This is a genomic window from Azospirillum thermophilum (genome assembly GCF_003130795.1).
Lineage (GTDB): Bacteria > Pseudomonadota > Alphaproteobacteria > Azospirillales > Azospirillaceae > Azospirillum > Azospirillum thermophilum.
In genome coordinates, this window is the sequence record NZ_CP029353.1 from 900,933 (window position 1) to 921,833 (window position 20,901).

At 66.2% G+C, this 20,901-nt stretch carries 19 protein-coding genes and 3 tRNA genes; all 22 read left to right on the forward strand.

The features are described 5' to 3' along the window. Nucleotides 1–102 precede the first annotated feature (102 nt). The 22 genes from DEW08_RS10310 to DEW08_RS10405 all read left to right on the forward strand — a co-directional run bounded on the left by DEW08_RS10310 (nucleotide 103) and on the right by DEW08_RS10405 (nucleotide 20,893). Nucleotides 103–188 (forward strand) — tRNA-Tyr (locus DEW08_RS10310). Nucleotides 189–253: 65 nt separating this feature from the next. Then, nucleotides 254–327 (forward strand) — tRNA-Gly (locus DEW08_RS10315). Between the two features lie 79 nt (nucleotides 328–406). Beyond that, nucleotides 407–1,597, forward strand: coding sequence for an elongation factor Tu (tuf, locus tag DEW08_RS10320; RefSeq protein ID WP_109326847.1), 1,191 nt, complete (start codon nucleotides 407–409; stop codon nucleotides 1,595–1,597). A 173-nt stretch (nucleotides 1,598–1,770) separates the two neighbouring features. Next, nucleotides 1,771–1,846: transfer RNA gene (locus DEW08_RS10325), tRNA-Trp, on the forward strand. A gap of 83 nt (nucleotides 1,847–1,929) precedes the next feature. After that, entirely contained in the window at nucleotides 1,930–2,127 is a 198-nt protein-coding gene (gene secE, locus DEW08_RS10330; RefSeq protein WP_109326848.1) for a preprotein translocase subunit SecE, read from the forward strand. A 3-nt stretch (nucleotides 2,128–2,130) separates the two neighbouring features. Beyond that, nucleotides 2,131–2,661, forward strand: a complete 531-nt coding sequence (gene nusG, locus DEW08_RS10335; protein ID WP_109326850.1) for a transcription termination/antitermination protein NusG — start codon at nucleotides 2,131–2,133, stop codon at nucleotides 2,659–2,661. Between the two features lie 139 nt (nucleotides 2,662–2,800). Next, entirely contained in the window at nucleotides 2,801–3,235 is a 435-nt protein-coding gene (gene rplK / locus DEW08_RS10340; RefSeq protein ID WP_109326851.1) for a 50S ribosomal protein L11, read from the forward strand. A 4-nt stretch (nucleotides 3,236–3,239) separates the two neighbouring features. After that, nucleotides 3,240–3,941, forward strand: a complete 702-nt coding sequence (gene rplA / locus DEW08_RS10345) for a 50S ribosomal protein L1 (protein WP_109326852.1) — start codon at nucleotides 3,240–3,242, stop codon at nucleotides 3,939–3,941. Between the two features lie 279 nt (nucleotides 3,942–4,220). Beyond that, nucleotides 4,221–4,739 (forward strand): 50S ribosomal protein L10, encoded by a 519-nt coding sequence (gene rplJ / locus DEW08_RS10350; RefSeq protein WP_109326859.1) that lies wholly within the window; start codon nucleotides 4,221–4,223, stop codon nucleotides 4,737–4,739. A 55-nt stretch (nucleotides 4,740–4,794) separates the two neighbouring features. After that, the gene (gene rplL, locus DEW08_RS10355; protein WP_109326860.1) at nucleotides 4,795–5,178 is read left to right on the forward strand and encodes a 50S ribosomal protein L7/L12; all 384 of its coding nucleotides are present in this window, start codon (nucleotides 4,795–4,797) and stop codon (nucleotides 5,176–5,178) included. A gap of 273 nt (nucleotides 5,179–5,451) precedes the next feature. Continuing rightward, complete coding sequence (locus DEW08_RS33750) at nucleotides 5,452–5,787, forward strand: hypothetical protein (protein ID WP_425429114.1); 336 nt, start codon at nucleotides 5,452–5,454, stop codon at nucleotides 5,785–5,787. Then, nucleotides 5,787–6,212, forward strand: coding sequence for a hypothetical protein (locus DEW08_RS33755; RefSeq protein WP_425429115.1), 426 nt, complete (start codon nucleotides 5,787–5,789; stop codon nucleotides 6,210–6,212). The genes DEW08_RS33750 and DEW08_RS33755 overlap by 1 nt, the downstream gene beginning before the upstream one ends. 119 nt (nucleotides 6,213–6,331) lie before the next feature. Next, nucleotides 6,332–9,574, forward strand: coding sequence for a DNA-directed RNA polymerase subunit beta (gene rpoB, locus DEW08_RS10360; protein ID WP_425429118.1), 3,243 nt, complete (start codon nucleotides 6,332–6,334; stop codon nucleotides 9,572–9,574). 100 nt (nucleotides 9,575–9,674) lie between these two features. Then, nucleotides 9,675–13,847 (forward strand): DNA-directed RNA polymerase subunit beta', encoded by a 4,173-nt coding sequence (rpoC, locus tag DEW08_RS10365; protein WP_109326861.1) that lies wholly within the window; start codon nucleotides 9,675–9,677, stop codon nucleotides 13,845–13,847. A 377-nt stretch (nucleotides 13,848–14,224) separates the two neighbouring features. Continuing rightward, entirely contained in the window at nucleotides 14,225–14,596 is a 372-nt protein-coding gene (gene rpsL, locus DEW08_RS10370; protein WP_012973201.1) for a 30S ribosomal protein S12, read from the forward strand. Nucleotides 14,597–14,608: 12 nt separating this feature from the next. Then, nucleotides 14,609–15,079, forward strand: a complete 471-nt coding sequence (gene rpsG / locus DEW08_RS10375) for a 30S ribosomal protein S7 (RefSeq protein WP_109326862.1) — start codon at nucleotides 14,609–14,611, stop codon at nucleotides 15,077–15,079. Between the two features lie 27 nt (nucleotides 15,080–15,106). Then, complete coding sequence (gene fusA / locus DEW08_RS10380) at nucleotides 15,107–17,188, forward strand: elongation factor G (RefSeq protein WP_109326868.1); 2,082 nt, start codon at nucleotides 15,107–15,109, stop codon at nucleotides 17,186–17,188. Nucleotides 17,189–17,227: 39 nt separating this feature from the next. Further along, nucleotides 17,228–18,418: an elongation factor Tu gene (tuf, locus tag DEW08_RS10385; RefSeq protein WP_109326847.1), complete on the forward strand. Its 1,191-nt coding sequence runs from the start codon at nucleotides 17,228–17,230 to the stop codon at nucleotides 18,416–18,418. A gap of 453 nt (nucleotides 18,419–18,871) precedes the next feature. Continuing rightward, a complete protein-coding gene (gene rpsJ / locus DEW08_RS10390; protein ID WP_085555136.1) occupies nucleotides 18,872–19,180 on the forward strand; it encodes a 30S ribosomal protein S10 in 309 nt (102 codons plus the stop codon). Nucleotides 19,181–19,242: 62 nt separating this feature from the next. Next, nucleotides 19,243–19,953, forward strand: a complete 711-nt coding sequence (rplC, locus tag DEW08_RS10395; protein WP_109326869.1) for a 50S ribosomal protein L3 — start codon at nucleotides 19,243–19,245, stop codon at nucleotides 19,951–19,953. A 5-nt stretch (nucleotides 19,954–19,958) separates the two neighbouring features. Continuing rightward, complete coding sequence (gene rplD, locus DEW08_RS10400) at nucleotides 19,959–20,579, forward strand: 50S ribosomal protein L4 (RefSeq protein ID WP_109326870.1); 621 nt, start codon at nucleotides 19,959–19,961, stop codon at nucleotides 20,577–20,579. Then, nucleotides 20,576–20,893: a 50S ribosomal protein L23 gene (locus DEW08_RS10405; protein ID WP_109326871.1), complete on the forward strand. Its 318-nt coding sequence runs from the start codon at nucleotides 20,576–20,578 to the stop codon at nucleotides 20,891–20,893. Before rplD ends, DEW08_RS10405 begins: the two co-directional genes overlap by 4 nt. Nucleotides 20,894–20,901: the final 8 nt, after the last annotated feature.

A 20,901-nucleotide genomic window follows, 5' to 3' on the forward strand; every position in this document is an offset into this window, starting at 1 on the left:
CTCACGAAAAAGTGATTTGAACCGCTTCGGACGTGTTGACAAGGCGCAAAAAATTCGCATAGTGCCGAACTCCGCGGCGGGCACAACCCGCTGCGGACCTGAGGAAGGGTGGCCGAGTGGTTAAAGGCAGCAGACTGTAAATCTGCCCGCGTTAGCGTACGCTGGTTCGAATCCAGCCCCTTCCACCACTTACTTTCCACGGCTTGTCCGTGACCACGTTACCCCGGAGGGTTGTGCCGGCGGGATGGCTTAGGCGGGTGTAGCTCAATGGTAGAGCAGAAGCCTTCCAAGCTTACGACGGGGGTTCGATTCCCCTCACCCGCTCCATTCCGCGCGCACCAGGGAGCGACGGTCCCGGCCGGGCCATTGTGTGCGTCCGGAACGTCGGGAACGAAAGACCAAAGCGATGGCGAAGGCAAAGTTTGAGCGGAACAAGCCGCACTGCAACATCGGCACGATCGGGCACGTCGACCACGGCAAGACGTCGCTGACGGCGGCCATCACGAAGGTGCTGGCGGAAAAGGGCGGCGCGACGTTCACCGCCTACGACCAGATCGACAAGGCGCCGGAAGAGAAGGCGCGCGGCATCACGATCTCGACCGCCCACGTGGAGTACGAGACCGACAACCGCCACTACGCGCACGTCGACTGCCCGGGCCACGCCGACTATGTGAAGAACATGATCACCGGCGCCGCCCAGATGGACGGCGCGATCCTGGTGGTGTCGGCCGCCGACGGCCCGATGCCGCAGACCCGCGAGCACATCCTGCTGGCCCGTCAGGTCGGCGTGCCGGCGCTGGTGGTGTTCATGAACAAGGTCGACATGGTCGACGATCCCGAGCTGCTGGAGCTGGTGGAGCTGGAGGTGCGCGAGCTGCTGTCCTCCTACCAGTTCCCGGGCGACGAGATTCCGATCGTCAAGGGTTCGGCGCTGTGCGCGCTGGAGGACCGCGAGCCGGCGATCGGCCGTGACGCCATCCTGCAGCTGATGGCCGAGGTCGACCGCTACATCCCGCAGCCGGAGCGTCCGAAGGACCGTCCGTTCCTGATGCCGATCGAGGACGTGTTCTCGATCTCGGGCCGCGGCACCGTGGTGACCGGCCGCGTCGAGCGTGGCGTGGTGAAGGTCGGCGAGGAAGTCGAGATCGTCGGCCTGAAGGCGACGGTGAAGACGACGGTGACGGGCGTCGAGATGTTCCGCAAGCTGCTCGACCAGGGCGAGGCCGGCGACAACATCGGCGCGCTGCTGCGCGGCACCAAGCGCGAGGACGTGGAGCGCGGCCAGGTTCTGGCCAAGCCGGGCTCGATCACCCCGCACACCAAGTTCAAGGCCGAGGCCTACATCCTGACGAAGGAAGAGGGCGGCCGCCACACCCCGTTCTTCACCAACTACCGTCCGCAGTTCTACTTCCGCACGACCGACGTGACGGGCATGGTGAAGCTGCCGGAAGGCACGGAGATGGTGATGCCGGGCGACAACGTCGCCATGGAAGTCGAGCTGATCGCTCCGATCGCCATGGACGAGGGCCTGCGCTTCGCCATCCGCGAGGGTGGCCGCACCGTCGGCGCCGGCGTTGTTGCGTCCATCATCGCGTAATGCTATAAGCCTGCCTCCGCCGCCGGGCAGCAATGGTCGGCGGCGGAGTTCTTGATGCACCGGACCCGTTCCCCTTCTGTCAGGCCGAGCCTGATCGGTCAGGCCAAGGCGGCAGGGAACATGTAAGGTGCAGGCCAAGGGGGGTCTCCGGACTCCCCCGGCTGACGGGTTCTAGGAGTGTAGCTCAATTGGTAGAGCACCGGTCTCCAAAACCGGGGGTTGGGGGTTCGAGCCCCTCCACTCCTGCCACCCGTCCCTGATCATCGGACATGGTTTATGTCAAGGGCACAAGCGACGCCCCAAGTCGCCCCGGAGCTCGCACGGTCGGTTCAATGGCTAAAGTCAGTCCTGCAGAATTTGCGCGCGAGGTCCGCCGCGAGGTTGCCAGGGTGACCTGGCCGACCCGCAAGGAAACCGGTATCACGACCGCCATGGTCTTCGTCATGGTCGTTCTGGCCGCTCTGTTCTTCCTCGTTGTCGATCAGGTGATGGCTGTCGCCGTCCGACTGGTCCTGGGGCTGGGGGGCTGATCCATGGCTATGCGCTGGTACGTCGTTCACGTTTATTCCGGATTCGAGAAGAAAGTCGCCCAGTCCATCCGCGAGAAGGCGGCCCAGAAGGGACTGGAGGACAAGTTCGAAGAGATCCTGGTGCCGACCGAGCAGGTGGTCGAAGTCCGCCGCGGCGCCAAGGTGAATGTCGAGAACAAGTTCTTCCCCGGCTACGTCCTCATCAAGATGGACCTGACGGACGAGTCTTGGCATCTGGTCAAGAACACGCCGAAGGTCACCGGCTTCCTGGGCGGCGGCGGCAAGCCGCAGCCGATCAGCCAGCGTGAGGCGGAGCGGATCATCCATCAGGTGCAGGAAGGCTTTGAGCGCCCGAAACCGTCGGTCACCTTCGAGGTGGGCGAGCAGGTCCGCGTGAGCGACGGCCCCTTCACCTCCTTCAACGGCGTCGTCGAGGAAGTGGACGAGGAGAAGTCCCGCCTCAAGGTGGCGGTGTCGATCTTCGGCCGCTCCACCCCGGTCGAGCTGGAGTACACCCAGGTCGAAAAGGTCTGAGTGGTCTGAACAGCGTTTCGCGGAGCCGCCGGCCTCGAGCCGGGGGCTCCATTCTGTTGCGGGAGGCACGCCATAGCCGTACCGCAAAGCCCCGACGGCGCTGAGGCAGCGTCGCAGCGCCGTCCCAGGAGGTTCTGACATGGCAAAGAAGATTGTCGGATACATCAAACTGCAGGTCCCGGCCGGCAAGGCGAACCCGTCGCCGCCGATCGGCCCGGCGCTCGGTCAGCGCGGCCTGAACATCATGGAGTTCTGCAAGGCTTTCAACGCCAAGACGGCGGACCTGGAAGTCGGCATGCCGATCCCCGTGGTGATCACCGCCTACGGTGACCGTACCTTCACCTTCGTGACCAAGACCCCGCCGGCCAGCTACTTCCTGAAGAAGGCCGCCGGTCTGGACAAGGGTTCGCAGACCCCGGGCAAGGGTGGCTTCGTCGGCAAGGTGACGATGACCCAGGTCCGCGAGATCGCCCAGAAGAAGATGGCCGATCTCAACGCGAACGACGTCGAGCACGCCGCCAGCATGATCGCCGGCTCGGCCCGCTCGATGGGCCTCGAAGTGGTGGAGGGCTGATCAGATGGCGAAGGTCGGTAAGCGTCTGACGGACGCCCGCAAGAACATCAACCGCGACGCCTTCTACAAGCTGGAAGACGCCGTGTCGCTGGTCAAGAACAACGCCAAGGCGAAGTTCGACGAGACCATCGAGATCGCCATGAACCTCGGCATCGATCCGCGCCACGCCGACCAGATGGTCCGCGGCGTCGTGAACCTGCCGAACGGCACCGGCAAGACCGTGCGCGTCGCCGTGTTCGCCCGCGCCGGCAAGGCCGACGAGGCCCTGGCCGCCGGTGCCGACATCGTCGGCGCCGACGATCTGGCCGAGAAGATCCTGGCCGGCAACATCGACTTCGACCGCTGCATCGCGTCCCCGGACATGATGGGCGTGGTCGGCAAGCTCGGCAAGGTGCTCGGCCCGCGCGGCCTGATGCCGAACCCGAAGCTCGGCACCGTGACCCCGGACGTCGCCTCGGCCGTCAAGGCCGCCAAGGCGGGCGCCGTGGAGTTCCGCGCCGAGAAGACCGGCATCGTCCACGCCGGCATCGGCAAGGCCAGCTTCTCGGAGCAGGCCCTGGTCGAGAACGTCCGCGCCTTCGTCGACGCCATCACCCGCGCCAAGCCGACCGGGGCCAAGGGCACCTACATCGAGAAGGTGTCGCTGTCCTCGACCATGGGCGCCGGCCTGAAGCTCGACGTCGCCACTCTGGCCGCGCAGGCCTGAGTGTCATGAGTTTCGCCGCCGGTTCCTCCGGGACCGGCAGCGATCGGACGGAGGGCCTCGTGTCCTCCCTCCACCCCTGTCCGAGACCGCTGGTGCCCGTCCCCTCCCGTAGGGGAAGGGCTTAAAACCCAAAGCCGGCGCAGACAGGAGTTGAAACCGTTGACCACCGCGGGTTCGCCCGCGTCAGGAACGGCTTGAACTTCTGGGACAGGTTCGCCGGAGCCCCCGACCGTCCGCGGGACGGGGTTCCATGTACACCTCTGTGCAAGGAGGCGATCCGTGGATCGTACACAAAAAGAAGCGACGATCGCGGACCTGCACTCGAAGCTGCAGGACACGGGCCTGGTGGTGGTGACCCACCATCTGGGCCTGACGGTGAAGGAAGTCACCGACCTGCGCGGAAAAGTGCGGGCCGCGGGTGCCGGCTTCAAGGTGACGAAGAACCGGCTCGCCCGTCGCGCCCTTCAGGGCACGCAGTTCGAAGGTCTGGACGGCCTCTTCAAGGGCCCGACGGCGATCGCTTACTCGAAGGATCCGGTTGCGGCGGCGAAGGCCGTCGTCGACTACGCGAAGACCAACGAGAAGCTGCAGATCGTCGGCGCCGCCCTGGGCAACCAGATCCTCGACGCCGAGGGAGTCAAGGCGCTCGCCACGCTCCCGTCGCTGGACGAACTGCGCGCCAAGCTCGTGGGCATGATCCAGACCCCGGCGACCCGTATCGCCGGTGTCCTCCAGGCTCCGGGCGGCCAGGTCGCCCGCGTGCTGGCGGCCTACGCGAAGAAGGACGAGGCGGCCTGAGCCGCATTGTCGCGTTTTCTACCGAACCCAGAACTCAAGTCGTTGGAGTAGTTAAATGGCTGATCTGCAGAAGCTGGTCGACGATCTGTCGGCCCTGACCGTTCTCGAGGCCGCCGAGCTGTCGAAGATGCTCGAGGAGAAGTGGGGCGTGTCCGCCGCCGCTCCGGTGGCCGTCGCCGCCGCCCCGGCCGCCGGTGGTGGCGCCGCCGCCGCTCCGGCCGAGGAGCAGACCGAGTTCACGGTCATCCTCGCCGACGCCGGCGACAAGAAGATCAACGTCATCAAGGAAGTCCGCGCCATCACCGGCCTGGGCCTGAAGGAGGCGAAGGATCTCGTCGAGGGCGCTCCGAAGACCGTCAAGGAAGGCGTGTCGAAGGACGAGGCCGGCAAGATCAAGAAGCAGCTTGAAGAGGCCGGCGCGAAGGTCGATATTAAGTAAGACCTTGCAGCGTAACGGGTTACATAGTTCCACGTCGGACGGCGGCCGGCCCCCAGCGGGGGTCTGCCGCCGCACGGCGTTTTCTGCCTTCCACCGGACCGGGTTTCCCGGCCCGGCTCTTTCCGTCCCTTTTTTCGGGACGGTCCGCGCGGTCGCCATTGCGGTTGGTTGAGCGCATCACGTAGCAGACGCTTGGGGACATCCATGGCCAAATCCTTTACGGGTCGTAAACGTGTTCGGAAGAGCTTCGGGCGCATCCCGGAAGTCACCCAGATGCCCAACCTCATCGAGGTGCAGCGCAGCTCCTACGACCACTTCCTGCAAATGGACGTCCCGCCGGAGAAGCGGGCCAACCTCGGCCTCCAGGAGGTCTTCCGGTCGGTCTTCCCGATCAAGGATTTCTCGGACCGCGCCGTGCTCGACTTCGTGAAGTACGAGCTGGAGCAGCCGAAGTACGATGTGGAAGAGTGCCAGCAGCGCGGCATGACCTTCGCGGCGCCGCTGAAGGTGACCCTGCGTCTGTCCGTCTTCGACGTGGAGGAGGACACCGGCCTCCGCTCCATCCGCGACATCAAGGAGCAGGACGTCTACATGGGCGACATGCCCTGATGACGGCCAACGGCACCTTCATCATCAACGGCACCGAGCGCGTCATCGTCTCCCAGATGCACCGCAGCCCGGGCGTCTTCTTCGACCACGACAAGGGCAAGACCCACTCGTCGGGCAAGTATCTCTTCGCCGCCCGCGTCATCCCGTACCGCGGCTCCTGGCTGGACTTCGAGTTCGACGCCAAGGACCTCGTCTACGTGCGCATCGACCGCCGCCGCAAGCTGCCGGCCACCACGCTGCTGTTCGCCCTGGACGGCGCGGATACCGAGGCTCTGCGCGCCGAGCGCAAGGCGCAGCGCAAGGACCTGCAGCCCTATGAGGCGCAGGGCATGTCGAAGGAGGAGATCCTCAACTTCTTCTACGACACCATCACCTATGCCCGCGCGTCGGGCGGCTGGAAGACCCCTTCAACGCCGACCGCATGAAGGGCGTGAAGCTCGCCTCCGACCTGGTGGACGCCAACTCGGGCCAGGTGGTCGCCGAGGCCGGCACCAAGATGACTCCCCGCCTGATCAAGAAGCTGGTCGAGGGCGGCCTGACCGAGATGCTCGTCTCGACCGAGGAGCTGACCGGCCGCTATCTCGCGGTGGACATCATCAACGAGCGCACCGGCGAGGTGCTCTACGAGGCGGGCGACGAGCTGTCGGCCAGCGATCTCGACAAGCTCGAGAAGGCCGGCGTCGACGAGCTGCCGGTGCTGGCGATCGACCACCTGAACGTCGGCGCCTACATCCGCAACACCATGAATGCGGACCGCAACGCCAGCCGTGAAGACGCGCTGATCGACATCTACCGCGTCATGCGTCCGGGCGAGCCGCCGACCCTGGAGTCCGCCGAGGCCCTGTTCAACGGCCTGTTCTTCGACAGCGAGCGCTACGACCTCTCGGCCGTCGGCCGCGTGAAGATGAACGCCCGCCTGGGCTTCCAGACGGACGACCAGATGCGCGTGCTGCGCAAGGAGGACATCCTTGCGATCCTGAAGATCCTGGTGAACCTGAAGGACGGCCGCGGCGAGATCGACGACATCGACCACCTCGGCAACCGCCGCGTCCGCTCGGTCGGCGAGCTGATGGAGAACCAGTACCGCGTCGGCCTGCTGCGCATGGAGCGCGCGATCCGCGAGCGCATGAGCTCGGTCGAGATCGACACCGTCATGCCGCACGACCTGATCAACGCCAAGCCGGCGGCGGCCGCGGTGCGCGAGTTCTTCGGCTCCTCGCAGCTCTCGCAGTTCATGGACCAGACCAACCCGCTGTCCGAGATCACGCACAAGCGTCGTCTCTCGGCCCTCGGCCCGGGCGGTCTGACCCGCGAGCGCGCCGGCTTCGAGGTGCGCGACGTGCACCCGACGCACTACGGCCGCATCTGCCCGATTGAGACCCCCGAAGGTCCGAACATCGGCCTGATCAACTCGCTCGCCACCTATGCCCGCGTCAACCAGTACGGCTTCATCGAGAGCCCGTACCGCAAGGTCGCGGACGGCCGCGTGACCGACGAGGTCGTGTACCTCTCCGCCATGGAGGAGGGCCGCTACGTCATCGCGCAGGCCAACGCCGAGCTGGACGAGAACAACCGCTTCGCCAACGACCTGGTGTCCTGCCGCCAGGCCGGCGAATACCTGATGTTCCGCCCCGAGGCGATCGACCTGATCGACGTGTCGCCGAAGCAGCTGGTGTCCGTCGCCGCGGCGCTCATCCCGTTCCTCGAGAACGACGACGCCAACCGCGCGCTGATGGGCTCGAACATGCAGCGTCAGGCGGTGCCGCTGGTCAAGGCCGACGCCCCGCTGGTCGGCACCGGCATGGAGGCCACCGTCGCCCGCGACAGCGGCGTGACCATCGTCGCCAAGCGCAAGGGCATCGTCGACCAGGTGGACGCCACCCGCGTCGTGGTGCGCGCGACCGACAACGCCGACTCCACGGCGCCGGGCGTCGACATCTACAACCTGCTGAAGTTCCAGCGCTCCAACCAGAACACCTGCATCACCCAGCGTCCGCTGGTGAAGGTGGGCGACCGCGTGGCGGCCGGCGACATCATCGCCGACGGTCCCTCGACGGAGCTGGGGGAGCTGGCGCTCGGCCGGAACGTGCTCGTCGCGTTCATGCCGTGGAACGGCTACAACTTCGAGGACTCGATCCTCATCAACGAGCGCATCGTCAAGGATGACGTCTTCACCTCGATCCACATCGAGGAGTTCGAGGTCATGGCCCGCGACACCAAGCTGGGCCAGGAGGAGATCACCCGCGACATCCCGAACGTCGGCGAGGAGGCCCTCAAGAACCTCGACGAGGCCGGCATCGTCTACATCGGCGCCGAGGTCCGCCCGGGCGACATCCTGGTCGGCAAGGTGACGCCGAAGGGCGAAAGCCCGATGACGCCGGAAGAGAAGCTGCTGCGCGCCATCTTCGGCGAGAAGGCGTCCGACGTCCGCGACACCTCGCTGCGCCTGCCGCCCGGCGTCGCCGGCACGGTGGTCGAGGTCCGCGTGTTCAGCCGCCGCGGCGTCGACAAGGATGAGCGCGCGCTCGCCATCGAACGGGCGGAGATCGAGAAGCTGGCCAAGGACCGCGACGACGAGCGCGCGATCCTGGAGCGCAGCTTCTACACCCGCCTGAAGGAAGTGCTGCTCGGCCAGACCGCCCAGTCCGGTCCGAAGGGCATGAAGGCCGGCACCATCATCACCGACGAGGTGCTGGCGGGTCTGTCTAAGGGGCTGTGGCGCCAGATCGCCATTGCCGACGAGCAGGTGATGGAGACGGTCGAGAACCTGGGCAAGGTGTTCGACGACTCCATCCAGGCGCTGCAGAACCGCTTCGAGAACAAGGTCGAGAAGCTGCAGCGCGGCGACGAGCTGCCGCCGGGCGTCATGAAGATGGTCAAGGTGTTCGTCGCGGTGAAGCGCAAGCTGCAGCCCGGCGACAAGATGGCCGGCCGTCACGGCAACAAGGGTGTCGTCTCGCGCATCCTGCCGCAGGAGGACATGCCGTACCTCGAGGACGGCACCCCGGTCGATCTCGTGCTGAACCCGCTGGGCGTGCCGTCGCGCATGAACATCGGTCAGATCCTCGAGACGCACCTGGGCTGGGCCGCCGCCGGTCTCGGCCGGCAGATCGGCCAGGCCGTCGACCAGTACCGCCTGGCGATGCGCGGCAAGGGCGACGCGCAGCAGGGGATCGAGACCCTGCGGCAGCGCCTGAAGACCGCCTACGGCGACAGGATCTACGCCGAGGACATCGCCGACATGAGCGAGGCGGAGCTGCTGGAGCTGGCCGGCAACCTGCGCAAGGGCGTGCCCTTCGCGACGCCGGTCTTCGACGGCGCCCGCGAGGACGACATCTGCCGTCACCTGGAGCTGGCCGGCTTCAACCGCTCGGGCCAGTCCACGCTGGTCGACGGCCGTACGGGCGAGACCTTCGACCGTCCGGTGACCGTCGGCTACATCTACATGCTGAAGCTGCATCACCTGGTGGACGACAAGATCCACGCCCGGTCGATCGGTCCGTACTCGCTCGTCACCCAGCAGCCGCTGGGCGGCAAGGCGCAGTTCGGCGGCCAGCGCTTCGGTGAGATGGAGGTGTGGGCACTCGAAGCCTACGGTGCCGCCTATACGCTGCAGGAGATGCTGACGGTGAAGTCGGACGACGTGTCCGGCCGCACCAAGGTCTACGAGGCGATCGTCCGCGGTGACGACAACTTCGAGGCCGGCATCCCCGAATCGTTCAACGTGCTGGTCAAGGAGCTCCGCTCGCTCGGCCTGAACGTCGAGCTGAACCAGCGGACGTACTGAGCCATCAAGACTTGAACTCGCCGGAAGAGGGCCTACCTAGGCCCCTTTCGGCGAGCACTGCCCCTAACCGACAACGCGGCGCCGCCAGCGGGAGACGGTCATGAATGAGTTGATGAACATTTTCGGCCAGGTCCAGGGTCCCCAGAGCTTCGATCAGATCCGTATCCAGATCGCGAGCCCCGAGCGGATCCGCTCCTGGTCGTTCGGCGAGATCAAGAAGCCGGAGACCATCAACTACCGCACCTTCAAGCCGGAGCGCGACGGCCTCTTCTGCGCGCGCATCTTCGGGCCGATCAAGGATTACGAGTGCTTGTGCGGCAAGTACAAGCGCATGAAGTACCGCGGCATCATCTGCGAGAAGTGCGGCGTCGAGGTGACGCTGTCGAAGGTCCGGCGCGAGCGCATGGGCCACATCGAGCTGGCGTCGCCCGTCGCGCACATCTGGTTCCTGAAGTCCTTGCCGAGCCGCATCGGTCTGCTGCTCGACATGACGCTGAAGGATCTGGAGCGGATCCTCTATTTCGAAAACTACGTCGTCATCGAGCCGGGCCTCACCCCGCTGAAGCTGCACCAGCTTCTCGGCGAGGAAGAGTTCATGAACGCCCAGGACGAGTATGGCGAGGACGCCTTCACGGCGTCCATCGGCGCCGAGGCGCTGCGCATCATGCTGTCCGCGCTCGATCTCGAGGAGGAGAAGAAGCGCTGCCGCGAGGACCTGCGCGACACCTCGTCCGAGGCCAAGCGCAAGAAGCTCGTGAAGCGGCTGAAGCTGATCGACGCCTTCCTGGCGTCGCAGTCGCGTCCGGAATGGATGATCCTGGAAGTCATCCCGGTCATCCCGCCGGAGCTGCGCCCGCTCGTCCCGCTGGACGGCGGCCGTTTCGCGACCTCGGACCTCAACGACCTGTACCGCCGCGTCATCAACCGCAACAACCGTCTGAAGCGGCTGATCGAGCTGAAGGCGCCGGACATCATCGTGCGCAACGAGAAGCGCATGCTGCAGGAGGCCGTCGACGCCCTGTTCGACAACGGCCGCCGCGGCCGCGTCATCACCGGCGCCAACAAGCGTCCGCTGAAGTCGCTGTCAGACATGCTGAAGGGCAAGCAGGGCCGCTTCCGCCAGAACCTGCTCGGCAAGCGCGTCGACTACTCCGGCCGTTCGGTCATCGTGGTCGGCCCGGAGCTGAAGCTGCACCAGTGCGGCCTGCCGAAGAAGATGGCGCTGGAGCTGTTCAAGCCCTTCATCTACGCCAAGCTGGAGCTGTACGGTCTCGCCTCCACCATCAAGGCCGCCAAGCGGATGGTTGAGAAGGAGCGTCCCGAGGTGTGGGACATCCTGGAGGAGGTCATCCGCGAGCATCCGGTGATGCTGAACCGCGCGCCGACGCTCCACCGCCTGGGCATCCAGGCCTTCGAGCCGACGCTGATTGAGGGCAAGGCGATCCAGCTCCACCCGCTGGTCTGCACGGCCTTCAACGCCGACTTCGACGGCGACCAGATGGCCGTGCACGTCCCGCTGAGCCTCGAGGCCCAGCTGGAAGCGCGCGTCCTGATGATGTCGACCAACAACATCCTGTCGCCCGCGAACGGCAAGCCGATCATCGTGCCGTCGCAGGACATCGTGCTGGGTATCTACTACATCACGATGGAGCGTCCGGGTGAGAAGGGCGAGGGCATGACCTTCGCCAACGTCGGCGAGATCGAGCAGGCGCTGGACGCCAAGGTCGTGACGCTGCACGCCAAGGTGAAGGCCCGCTACAAGGGCGTCGACTCCGAGGGCAACCCGATCACCACGATCGTGGAGACGACCCCGGGCCGCATGCTGCTGTCCGAGATCCTGCCGCGCCACCCGCAGGTGCCGTTCGCGCTGATCAACCGCCTGCTGACCAAGAAGGACGTCGGCAACGTCATCGACGCCGTCTACCGCCATTGCGGTCAGAAGGAGACGGTGATCTTCGCCGACCGCCTGATGAAGCTGGGCTTCGGCCACGCCTGCCGCGCCGGCATCTCCTTCGGCAAGGACGACATGGTCATCCCCGAGGCGAAGAAGAAGCTGGTCAACGACGCCAAGGACCGCGTCAAGGAGTACGAGCAGCAGTACCTCGACGGCCTGATCACCCAGGGCGAGAAGTACAACAAGGTGGTCGACGTGTGGTCGGAGTGCACCGAGAAGGTGGCCTCCGAGATGATGAAGGTCATCTCCGACACCGCCCCGGGCAAGCAGGTCAACTCGGTCTACATGATGGCGCACTCCGGTGCCCGCGGCTCGGCGGCCCAGATCCGTCAGCTCGCCGGCATGCGCGGCCTGATGGCCAAGCCGTCGGGCGAGATCATCGAGACGCCGATCATCTCGAACTTCAAGGAAGGCCTGACCGTGCTGGAGTACTTCAACTCCACCCACGGCGCCCGCAAGGGCCTGGCCGACACGGCGCTCAAGACCGCGAACTCCGGTTACCTCACCCGCCGTCTGGTCGACGTGGCGCAGGACGCCATCATCGTCGAGCACGACTGCGGCACCGACAAGGGCATCACGGTCAAGGCGGTGATCGACGGCGGCGAGGTCATCTCCCCGCTGGGCGACCGCATCCTGGGCCGCACGGTGGTGGGCGACCTGATCGACCCGCTGAACGGCGAGCTGATCGTGCCGGACGGCGGCCTGATCGACGAGCCGACGGTCGACCGCATCGAGCGGTCGGGCATCGACTCGGTGAAGATCCGCTCGGTGCTGACCTGCGAGACCAAGGACGGCGTCTGCGCCAAGTGCTACGGCCGTGACCTGGCCCGCGGCACGCTGGTCAACGTCGGCGAGGCGGTCGGCGTCATCGCGGCGCAGTCGATCGGCGAGCCGGGCACCCAGCTCACCATGCGTACCTTCCACATCGGCGGCGCCGCCCAGCGCGGTGCGGAGCAGAGCCAGGTGGAGGCGGCGTTCGACGCCACGGTGCGGATCGTCAACCGCAACGTCGTCATCAACTCCGCCAGCATCCCGGTGGTCATGGGCCGCAACACCGAGGTGGTGCTGCTCGACGAGCAGGGCCGCGAGCGGGCGCGTCACCGCGTGCCGTACGGTGCCAAGCTGCTGGCCGACGAGGGGGCGAAGGTCGCGCGCGGCCAGAAGCTGGCCGAGTGGGACCCCTACACCCTGCCGATCATCACCGAGCGCGACGGTACCGCCAGCTATGTCGACCTGGTCGAGGGCGTGTCGGTCCGCGAGGTGATGGACGAGGCGACGGGCATCTCCTCGCGCGTCGTCGTCGACTGGCGTCAGCAGCCGCGCGGCGCGGATCTGAAGCCGCGCATCGTGCTGCGCGACGAGCGCGGCGATGCGATCACCCTGCCGAACGGCCTGGAGGCCCGCTACTTCCTCTCCGTCGACGCGATCCTGTCGGTGGAGAACGGCGCGAGCGTCAAGGCCGGTGACGTGCTGGCCCGTATCCCCCGCGAGTCCTCCAAGACCCGCGACATCACGGGCGGTCTGCCGCGCGTGGCCGAGCTGTTCGAGGCGCGCCGTCCGAAGGACTTCGCGATCATCTCGGAGATCGACGGCCGCGTGGAGTTCGGCAAGGACTACAAGACCAAGCGCCGCATCGTCGTCCGCAACGACGAGACCGGTGACGAGAAGGAGTATCTGATCCCGAAGGGCAAGCACATCTCCGTGCAGGAGGGTGACTATGTCCAGCGCGGCGATCTCCTGATGGACGGCAACCCGGTGCCGCACGACATCCTGTCGGTGATGGGTGTGGAGGCTCTGGCCGACTACCTGATCAACGAGATCCAGGACGTCTATCGACTGCAGGGCGTGAAGATCAACGACAAGCACATCGAGGTGATCGTCCGCCAGATGCTGCAGAAGGTCGAGATCACCGACGCCGGCGAGACCACCTTCCTGGTGGGCGAGCAGGTCGACCGCCAGGAGTTCGACGAGGAGAACGAGAAGACCATCGGCGAGGGCCTGAAGCCCGCGTCGGGTCATCCGGTCCTGCAGGGCATCACCAAGGCGTCGCTGCAGACCCGCTCCTTCATCTCCGCCGCGTCGTTCCAGGAAACCACCCGCGTCCTCACGGAAGCGGCGGTCGGCGGCAAGGTCGACAACCTGGAAGGCCTGAAGGAGAACGTCATCGTCGGCCGCCTGATCCCGGCCGGCACCGGCTCGGTGGTCAACCGCCTGAAGCAGATCGCCGCGGAGCGCGACCGGGCCGCCAGCCTGGAAGCCGGCGCGCCGGAGGAGGCTCCGGCCCTGCCGCAGCCGGGCGAGGAGAGCACCGCCGCCTGACGTCCGGGCAGCGGAAGAGCGCAGGGGAGGGGGCTGCCCGCGAGGGCGGCCCCTTTCTTTTGGTGGTGCGGCCTTTCAAGGTCGCGGGAGGGCGGGTTCCTCGCGGATCGCGAGTCATTGCGCTTGACGCTCCCGGGGCGCTTGCCTATAGTCCCGCCACTTCAAAGGGACCCTGAGGCCGGAGTGTATCCTGTCCCGGACCCGCTGAACTCATGGACATAGCCGGTCGAAGCGATTTGATTGGCGTTCGCTCATTGGGCTCGCTCGAAGCCACCATGCTTCGAAGGCGGGCCTTTGCATCGTCCGGCTCCGCCGGGCGACTTACCGGAATCGACCGGCTCCGCCGGCCGAGTGACCTGAAGGGATGAAGGGCAGATATGCCGACGATCAACCAGTTGATCCGTAAGCCGCGCGAGCCTTTGGCCGCGCGCAACAAAGTGCCCGCGATGGAGGCGTGCCCGCAAAAGCGCGGCGTCTGCACCCGCGTGTACACCACGACGCCGAAGAAGCCGAACTCCGCTCTTCGTAAGGTCGCCCGCGTGCGCCTGACCAACGGCTTCGAAGTCACCAGCTACATCCCTGGCGAGGGTCACAACCTCCAGGAACACTCGGTGGTGATGATCCGCGGCGGCCGCGTCAAGGACCTTCCCGGTGTCCGCTACCACATCATCCGCGGCACGCTCGACACCCAGGGCGTCAAAGATCGTAAGCAGCGTCGTTCGAAGTACGGCGCGAAGCGTCCGAAGTAAGGAGTATTCACGATGTCCCGTCGTCGTCGCGCCGAGAAGCGTGAGGTCCTGCCGGACGCCAAGTATGGCGATCGCGTCCTGACCAAGTTCATGAACTGCCTGATGCTGGACGGCAAGAAGTCGGCCGCCGAGCGCATCGTCTACGGCGCCCTGGGGCGTATCGAGACGAAGACCAAGAACGACCCGGTTCAGGTCTTCCACGACGCTCTGCTGAACGTGAAGCCGCACCTGGAAGTCCGCTCCCGCCGCGTCGGCGGTGCGACCTACCAGGTTCCGGTAGAGGTCCGTTCCGACCGCGCCCAGGCCCTGGCCATCCGCTGGCTGATCAGCGCCGCCCGCGCCCGGTCCGAGAACACCATGACGGAGCGCCTGTCGGGCGAGCTCCTTGACGCGGCCAGCCAGCGCGGCACCGCGGTCAAGAAGCGCGAGGACACGCACCGCATGGCCGAAGCCAACAAGGCGTTCTCGCACTACCGCTGGTAAGGCACGCGCCGCTCCGGGTGATCGTCCATGCCTCGTTCGCATCCTCTCGACCGTTACCGCAACATCGGCATCATGGCCCACATCGATGCCGGCAAGACGACGACGACCGAGCGGATTCTGTTCTATACCGGAAAGTCCTATCGCCTCGGCGAGGTCGATAACGGCACCGCCGTGATGGACTGGATGGAACAGGAACAGGAACGCGGCATCACGATCACCTCGGCGGCCACGACCTGTTTCTGGCGCGATCACCGCATCAACATCATCGACACGCCCGGCCACGTCGATTTCACCATCGAGGTCGAGCGGTCGCTGCGGGTGCTGGATGGCGCCGTTGCCGTGTTCGACGCCGTCTCCGGCGTCGAGCCGCAGACCGAGACGGTGTGGCGGCAGGCCGACAAGTACGGCGTGCCCCGCGTCTGTTTCGTCAACAAGCTGGACCGTGTCGGCGCCGACCATCCGCGCACCGTCGCGATGATCCGCGAGCGGCTGGGCGTGACGCCGGCCGTGCTGACGCTCCCCATCGGCTCGGAGTCCTCCTTCGTCGGCCTGGTCGATCTGGTGACCATGCAGGCGACCATCTGGAAGGAAGAGACCCTCGGCGCCGAGTTCTACCACACCGACATTCCCGAGGACCTGCGCGAGGCTGCCGCCGATGCGCGCCAGCAGCTCCTCGACACCGTGCTCGATTTCGACGAGGCGGCGCTCTCGGCCTATCTCGAGACCGGGGCCGAGCCGTCGCCCGACGTGCTGCGCCGCTGCATCCGCGCCGGCACGCTGCGCGCCGCCATCGTCCCGGTGCTGTGCGGCTCCGCCTTCCGAAACAAGGGCATCCAGCCGCTGCTCGACGCCGTCGTCGACTATCTGCCGGCGCCGGTCGATGTCGGGCCGGTGAAGGGCCATCGCGTCGACTCGTCCGAGGGCGACGAGCGCGATCCGTCCGACGCCGCGCCCTTCTCGGGCCTCGCCTTCAAGGTGATGAACGACCCGGTGGTCGGGCCGCTCACCTTCTTCCGCATCTATTCGGGCACGCTGCAGTCCGGCGCCACCGTCCTCAACCCGCTGAAGGGCGAGCGCGAGCGCATCGGCCGCATGCTTCTGATGCACGCCAACAGCCGCGAAGACATCGAGACCGCCTTCACCGGCGACATCGTGGCGTTCACCGCGCTGAAGAGCACGGCGACCGGCGACACCCTGTGCGATCCCGCCAGGCCGATCGTGCTGGAGCGGATGGAGTTCCCGCTGCCGGTCATCGAGGTGGCGGTCGAGCCGAAGTCCGACGCCGACCGCGAGAAGATGAGTCAGGCGCTCTTCCGCCTCGCCCAGGAGGACCCGTCCTTCGGCGTCTCCACCGATCCGGAGAGCGGCCAGACGGTGATCCGCGGCATGGGGGAGCTCCATCTGGAGATCATCGTCGACCGCATGCGGCGCGAGTTCAAGGTCGACGCCACCGTCGGCCTGCCCAAGGTCGCCTACCGCGAGACCATCACCCGCAAGGCCGAGCTGGACCACACCCACAAGAAGGTCATCGGGCCGACCGGCCAGTTCGCCCGGCTGAAGCTGCTGTTCGAGCCGCAGGCGCCGGGCAGCGGTTTCCAGGTCGACGCGCGGCTTCCCGCCGCCTCGCCGGTGCCCCGCGAGTTCGTCTCGGCCGTCCGGCAGGGACTGGAGATCGCCAAGGAGGCCGGCACGGTCGCCGGCTTCCCGACCATCGACTGCCGCGTCTCGCTGACCGACGCGACGGCCCACGACGTCGACTCCTCGGCGCTCGCCTTCGAGATCGCCGCCCGCGCGGCCTTCCGCGAGGGCATGGCGCTCGCCGGCCCGGTGTTGCTGGAGCCGGTGATGCGGATCGAGGTGGTGACGCCGGAAGATTATACCGGCGACATCATCAGTGACCTGAACAGCCGTCGTGGTACGATCACCGGCATGGATCGCCGCGGAAACGCCGGGGTGATCACGGGAATGGTGCCATTGGCAACCATGTTCGGTTATGTGAACAGCCTGCGTTCCATGAGCCAGGGACGCGCGCAGTACAGCATGCAGTTCGACCACTACGAGCCGGTGCCGCAGGCCATTGCGGAAGACATCCGCGCGAAAGTGGCCTGATAAACCGCTGGAACGCTTGATAAACGGAGAGAGCAAACCATGGCGAAGGCAAAGTTCGAGCGGAACAAGCCGCACTGCAACATCGGCACGATCGGGCACGTCGACCACGGCAAGACGTCGCTGACGGCGGCCATCACGAAGGTGCTGGCGGAAAAGGGCGGCGCGACGTTCACCGCCTACGATCAGATCGACAAGGCGCCGGAAGAGAAGGCGCGCGGCATCACGATCTCGACCGCCCACGTGGAGTACGAGACCGACAACCGCCACTACGCGCACGTCGACTGCCCGGGCCACGCCGACTATGTGAAGAACATGATCACCGGCGCCGCCCAGATGGACGGCGCGATCCTGGTGGTGTCGGCCGCCGACGGCCCGATGCCGCAGACCCGCGAGCACATCCTGCTGGCCCGTCAGGTCGGCGTGCCGGCGCTGGTGGTGTTCATGAACAAGGTCGACATGGTCGACGATCCCGAGCTGCTGGAGCTGGTGGAGCTGGAGGTACGCGAGCTGCTGTCCTCCTACCAGTTCCCGGGCGACGAGATTCCGATCGTCAAGGGTTCGGCGCTGTGCGCGCTGGAGGACCGCGAGCCGGCGATCGGCCGTGACGCCATCCTGCAGCTGATGGCCGAGGTCGACCGCTACATCCCGCAGCCGGAGCGTCCGAAGGACCGTCCGTTCCTGATGCCGATCGAGGACGTGTTCTCGATCTCGGGCCGCGGCACCGTGGTGACCGGCCGCGTCGAGCGTGGCGTGGTGAAGGTCGGCGAGGAAGTCGAGATCGTCGGCCTGAAGGCGACGGTGAAGACGACGGTGACGGGCGTGGAGATGTTCCGCAAGCTGCTCGACCAGGGCGAGGCCGGCGACAACATCGGCGCGCTGCTGCGCGGCACCAAGCGCGAGGACGTGGAGCGCGGCCAGGTTCTGGCCAAGCCGGGCTCGATCACCCCGCACACCAAGTTCAAGGCCGAGGCCTACATCCTGACGAAGGAAGAGGGCGGCCGCCACACCCCGTTCTTCACCAACTACCGTCCGCAGTTCTACTTCCGCACGACCGACGTGACGGGCATGGTGAAGCTGCCGGAAGGCACGGAGATGGTGATGCCGGGCGACAACGTCGCCATGGAAGTCGAGCTGATCGCTCCGATCGCCATGGACGAGGGCCTGCGCTTCGCCATCCGCGAGGGTGGCCGCACCGTCGGCGCCGGCGTCGTGGCGTCCATCATCGCCTGACGATCCTTCGGGATCACGGGACGCGGGGCCGGTTCGCCGGCCCCGTTTCCGTTTCCGGACCCGGCCGGTTTCCGCCGCTGCGGCCGGCCCGCGACTCCTCCTGTCCAAGGGGGAAAATGTGGGTTGACACCGAAGCGGGGAGGGCATACAAGTTGCGCCCTCAGGATCAAGGGTTGGTGGTAGGCAGGTCTCGGCCTAGACGCAGCCCGCTACGAACGGCAGGACACCTTCTTCCACGGATGTGATCCGCCGCTTGAACATCCCCAGGTCGCGGTACGCGCGGGGGGTGCTCTTTTCGTATCGGCTCGTCATATGGTCAGCCTGGGCCAGCCGCCCGCCGCTTCGGTGGATCGGTGCGCGGCCTCGCGCTGCGTTGTGGTTCGCGGAAAGATTGTTTTGTCGGTTTTCGATGGCGCCGTCGCCGTCGACACGAGGTGCAAGGGACGTTTGGACATGGATAGCCAGAACATCCGCATCCGCCTGAAGGCGTTCGATCATCGCGTGCTGGATCAGTCCACCAGCGAGATCGTCAACACCGCCAAGCGGACCGGTGCGCGCGTGCGGGGCCCGATCCCGCTGCCGACGCAGATCGAGAAGTTTACGGTGAACCGTTCGCCGCACATCGACAAGAAGTCGCGGGAGCAGTTCGAGATCCGCACCCACAAGCGTCTGCTCGACATCGTCGACCCGACGCCCCAGACGGTGGACGCGCTGATGAAGCTCGATCTCGCCGCCGGCGTGGATGTCGAGATCAAGCTCTGATTTTCAGTTGGTAAAGGGACCTCTCCGGTAAGCGGATGTCCCTGGTCAGGAGAGAAAGAACAATGCGATCCGGTTTGATCGCGCAGAAAGTCGGCATGACCCGCGTCTTCACGGACGACGGGCAGCATGTGCCGGTGACTGTGCTGAAAGTCGACGGCTGCCAGGTGGTCGCGGTTCGGACGGAAGAGAATGACGGCTACACCGCCGTCCAGCTCGGCGCCGGCACCGTGAAGGTCAAGAACGTCACGAAGCCGATGCGCGGGCATTTTGCCAAGGCGCGTGTCGAGCCGAAGCGCAAGATGGCCGAGTTCCGCGTCAGCGCCGACGCGCTGATCGAGGTCGGCGCCGAGCTGTCGGCCGCCCACTTCGTGCCGGGCCAGTTCGTCGATGTCACCGGTACCTCCATCGGTAAGGGCTATGCCGGTCCGATGAAGCGCTGGAACTTCGGCGGTCTGCGCGCCACGCACGGCGTGTCGGTGTCGCACCGCTCGCACGGCTCGACCGGTAACCGCCAGGACCCCGGCAAGGTCTTCAAGAACAAGAAGATGGCCGGCCATCTCGGCGACGAGAAGGTGACCGTCCTGAACCTGCAGGTCGTGTCGGTTGACGAAGACCGCGGTCTGATCCTGCTCAAGGGTGCCGTCCCCGGCGCCGAGGGCAGCTGGCTGCGCATCCGCGACGCGGTGAAGAAGAAGGCTCCGGAAGGCCTGCCCTTCCCGGCGGCCATCAAGTCGGCTCCGGCGGCGGAAGCCCCGGCCGAGTCGCAGGAGTGAGCGCCATGAAGGCCACGATCAAGAACCTCAACAACGAGACGGTTGGCGAGATCGAGCTGTCGGATGACGTGTTCGGCCTGCCCGCCCGTACCGATCTCCTGGCCCGCATGGTGAACTGGCAGCTGGCCAAGCGCCGCTCCGGTAACCACAAGACCAAGGGCATCAGCGAAATCCAGGGTACGACCAAGAAGCCGTACCGTCAGAAGGGCACCGGTCGCGCCCGCCAGGGTTCGACCCGCTCGCCGCAGTTCCGCGGCGGCGCGACCATCTTCGGCCCGGTCGTCCGCTCCCACGAGCACGACCTGACCAAGAAGGTCCGCAAGCTGGCCCTGAAGACCGCCCTGTCGGCCAAGGCCGCCGAGGGCAAGCTGGTGGTGCTCGAGGCCGCCAAGGCCGAGACCCACAAGACCAAGGAGCTGGCGGCCCGTCTGGCCGGCCTGGGTCTGACGTCGGCGCTGATCATCGATGGCGCCAACCTGGACGTGAACTTCGCTCGTGCCGCCGGCAACATCCCGTTGATCGACGTGCTGCCGGAGCAGGGCGCCAACGTCTATGACATTCTCCGCCGCGACACGCTGGTCCTGACCCGCAACGCGGTCGAGCAACTGGAGGCTCGCCTGAAATGAGCAAGCAGTCGAAACCTGCGGTGAGCCGGGAGCGGATGTACGACCTGATTCTGGCTCCTGTCATCACCGAGAAGTCGACGATGGCCTCGGAGCATAACCAGGTCACCTTCCGCGTTCCGCTGACGGCCTCCAAGCCGGAGATCAAGGCGGCCGTCGAGGGCCTGTTCAATGTGAAGGTTACCGCGGTCAACACCCTGATCACCAAGGGCAAGACCAAGCGTTTCCGCGGCACCATCGGCCGTCGCTCGGACTTCAAGAAGGCCGTCGTCACCCTCGCCGAGGGTAACAAGATCGACGTGACCACGGGCATCTGAGCGGGAGT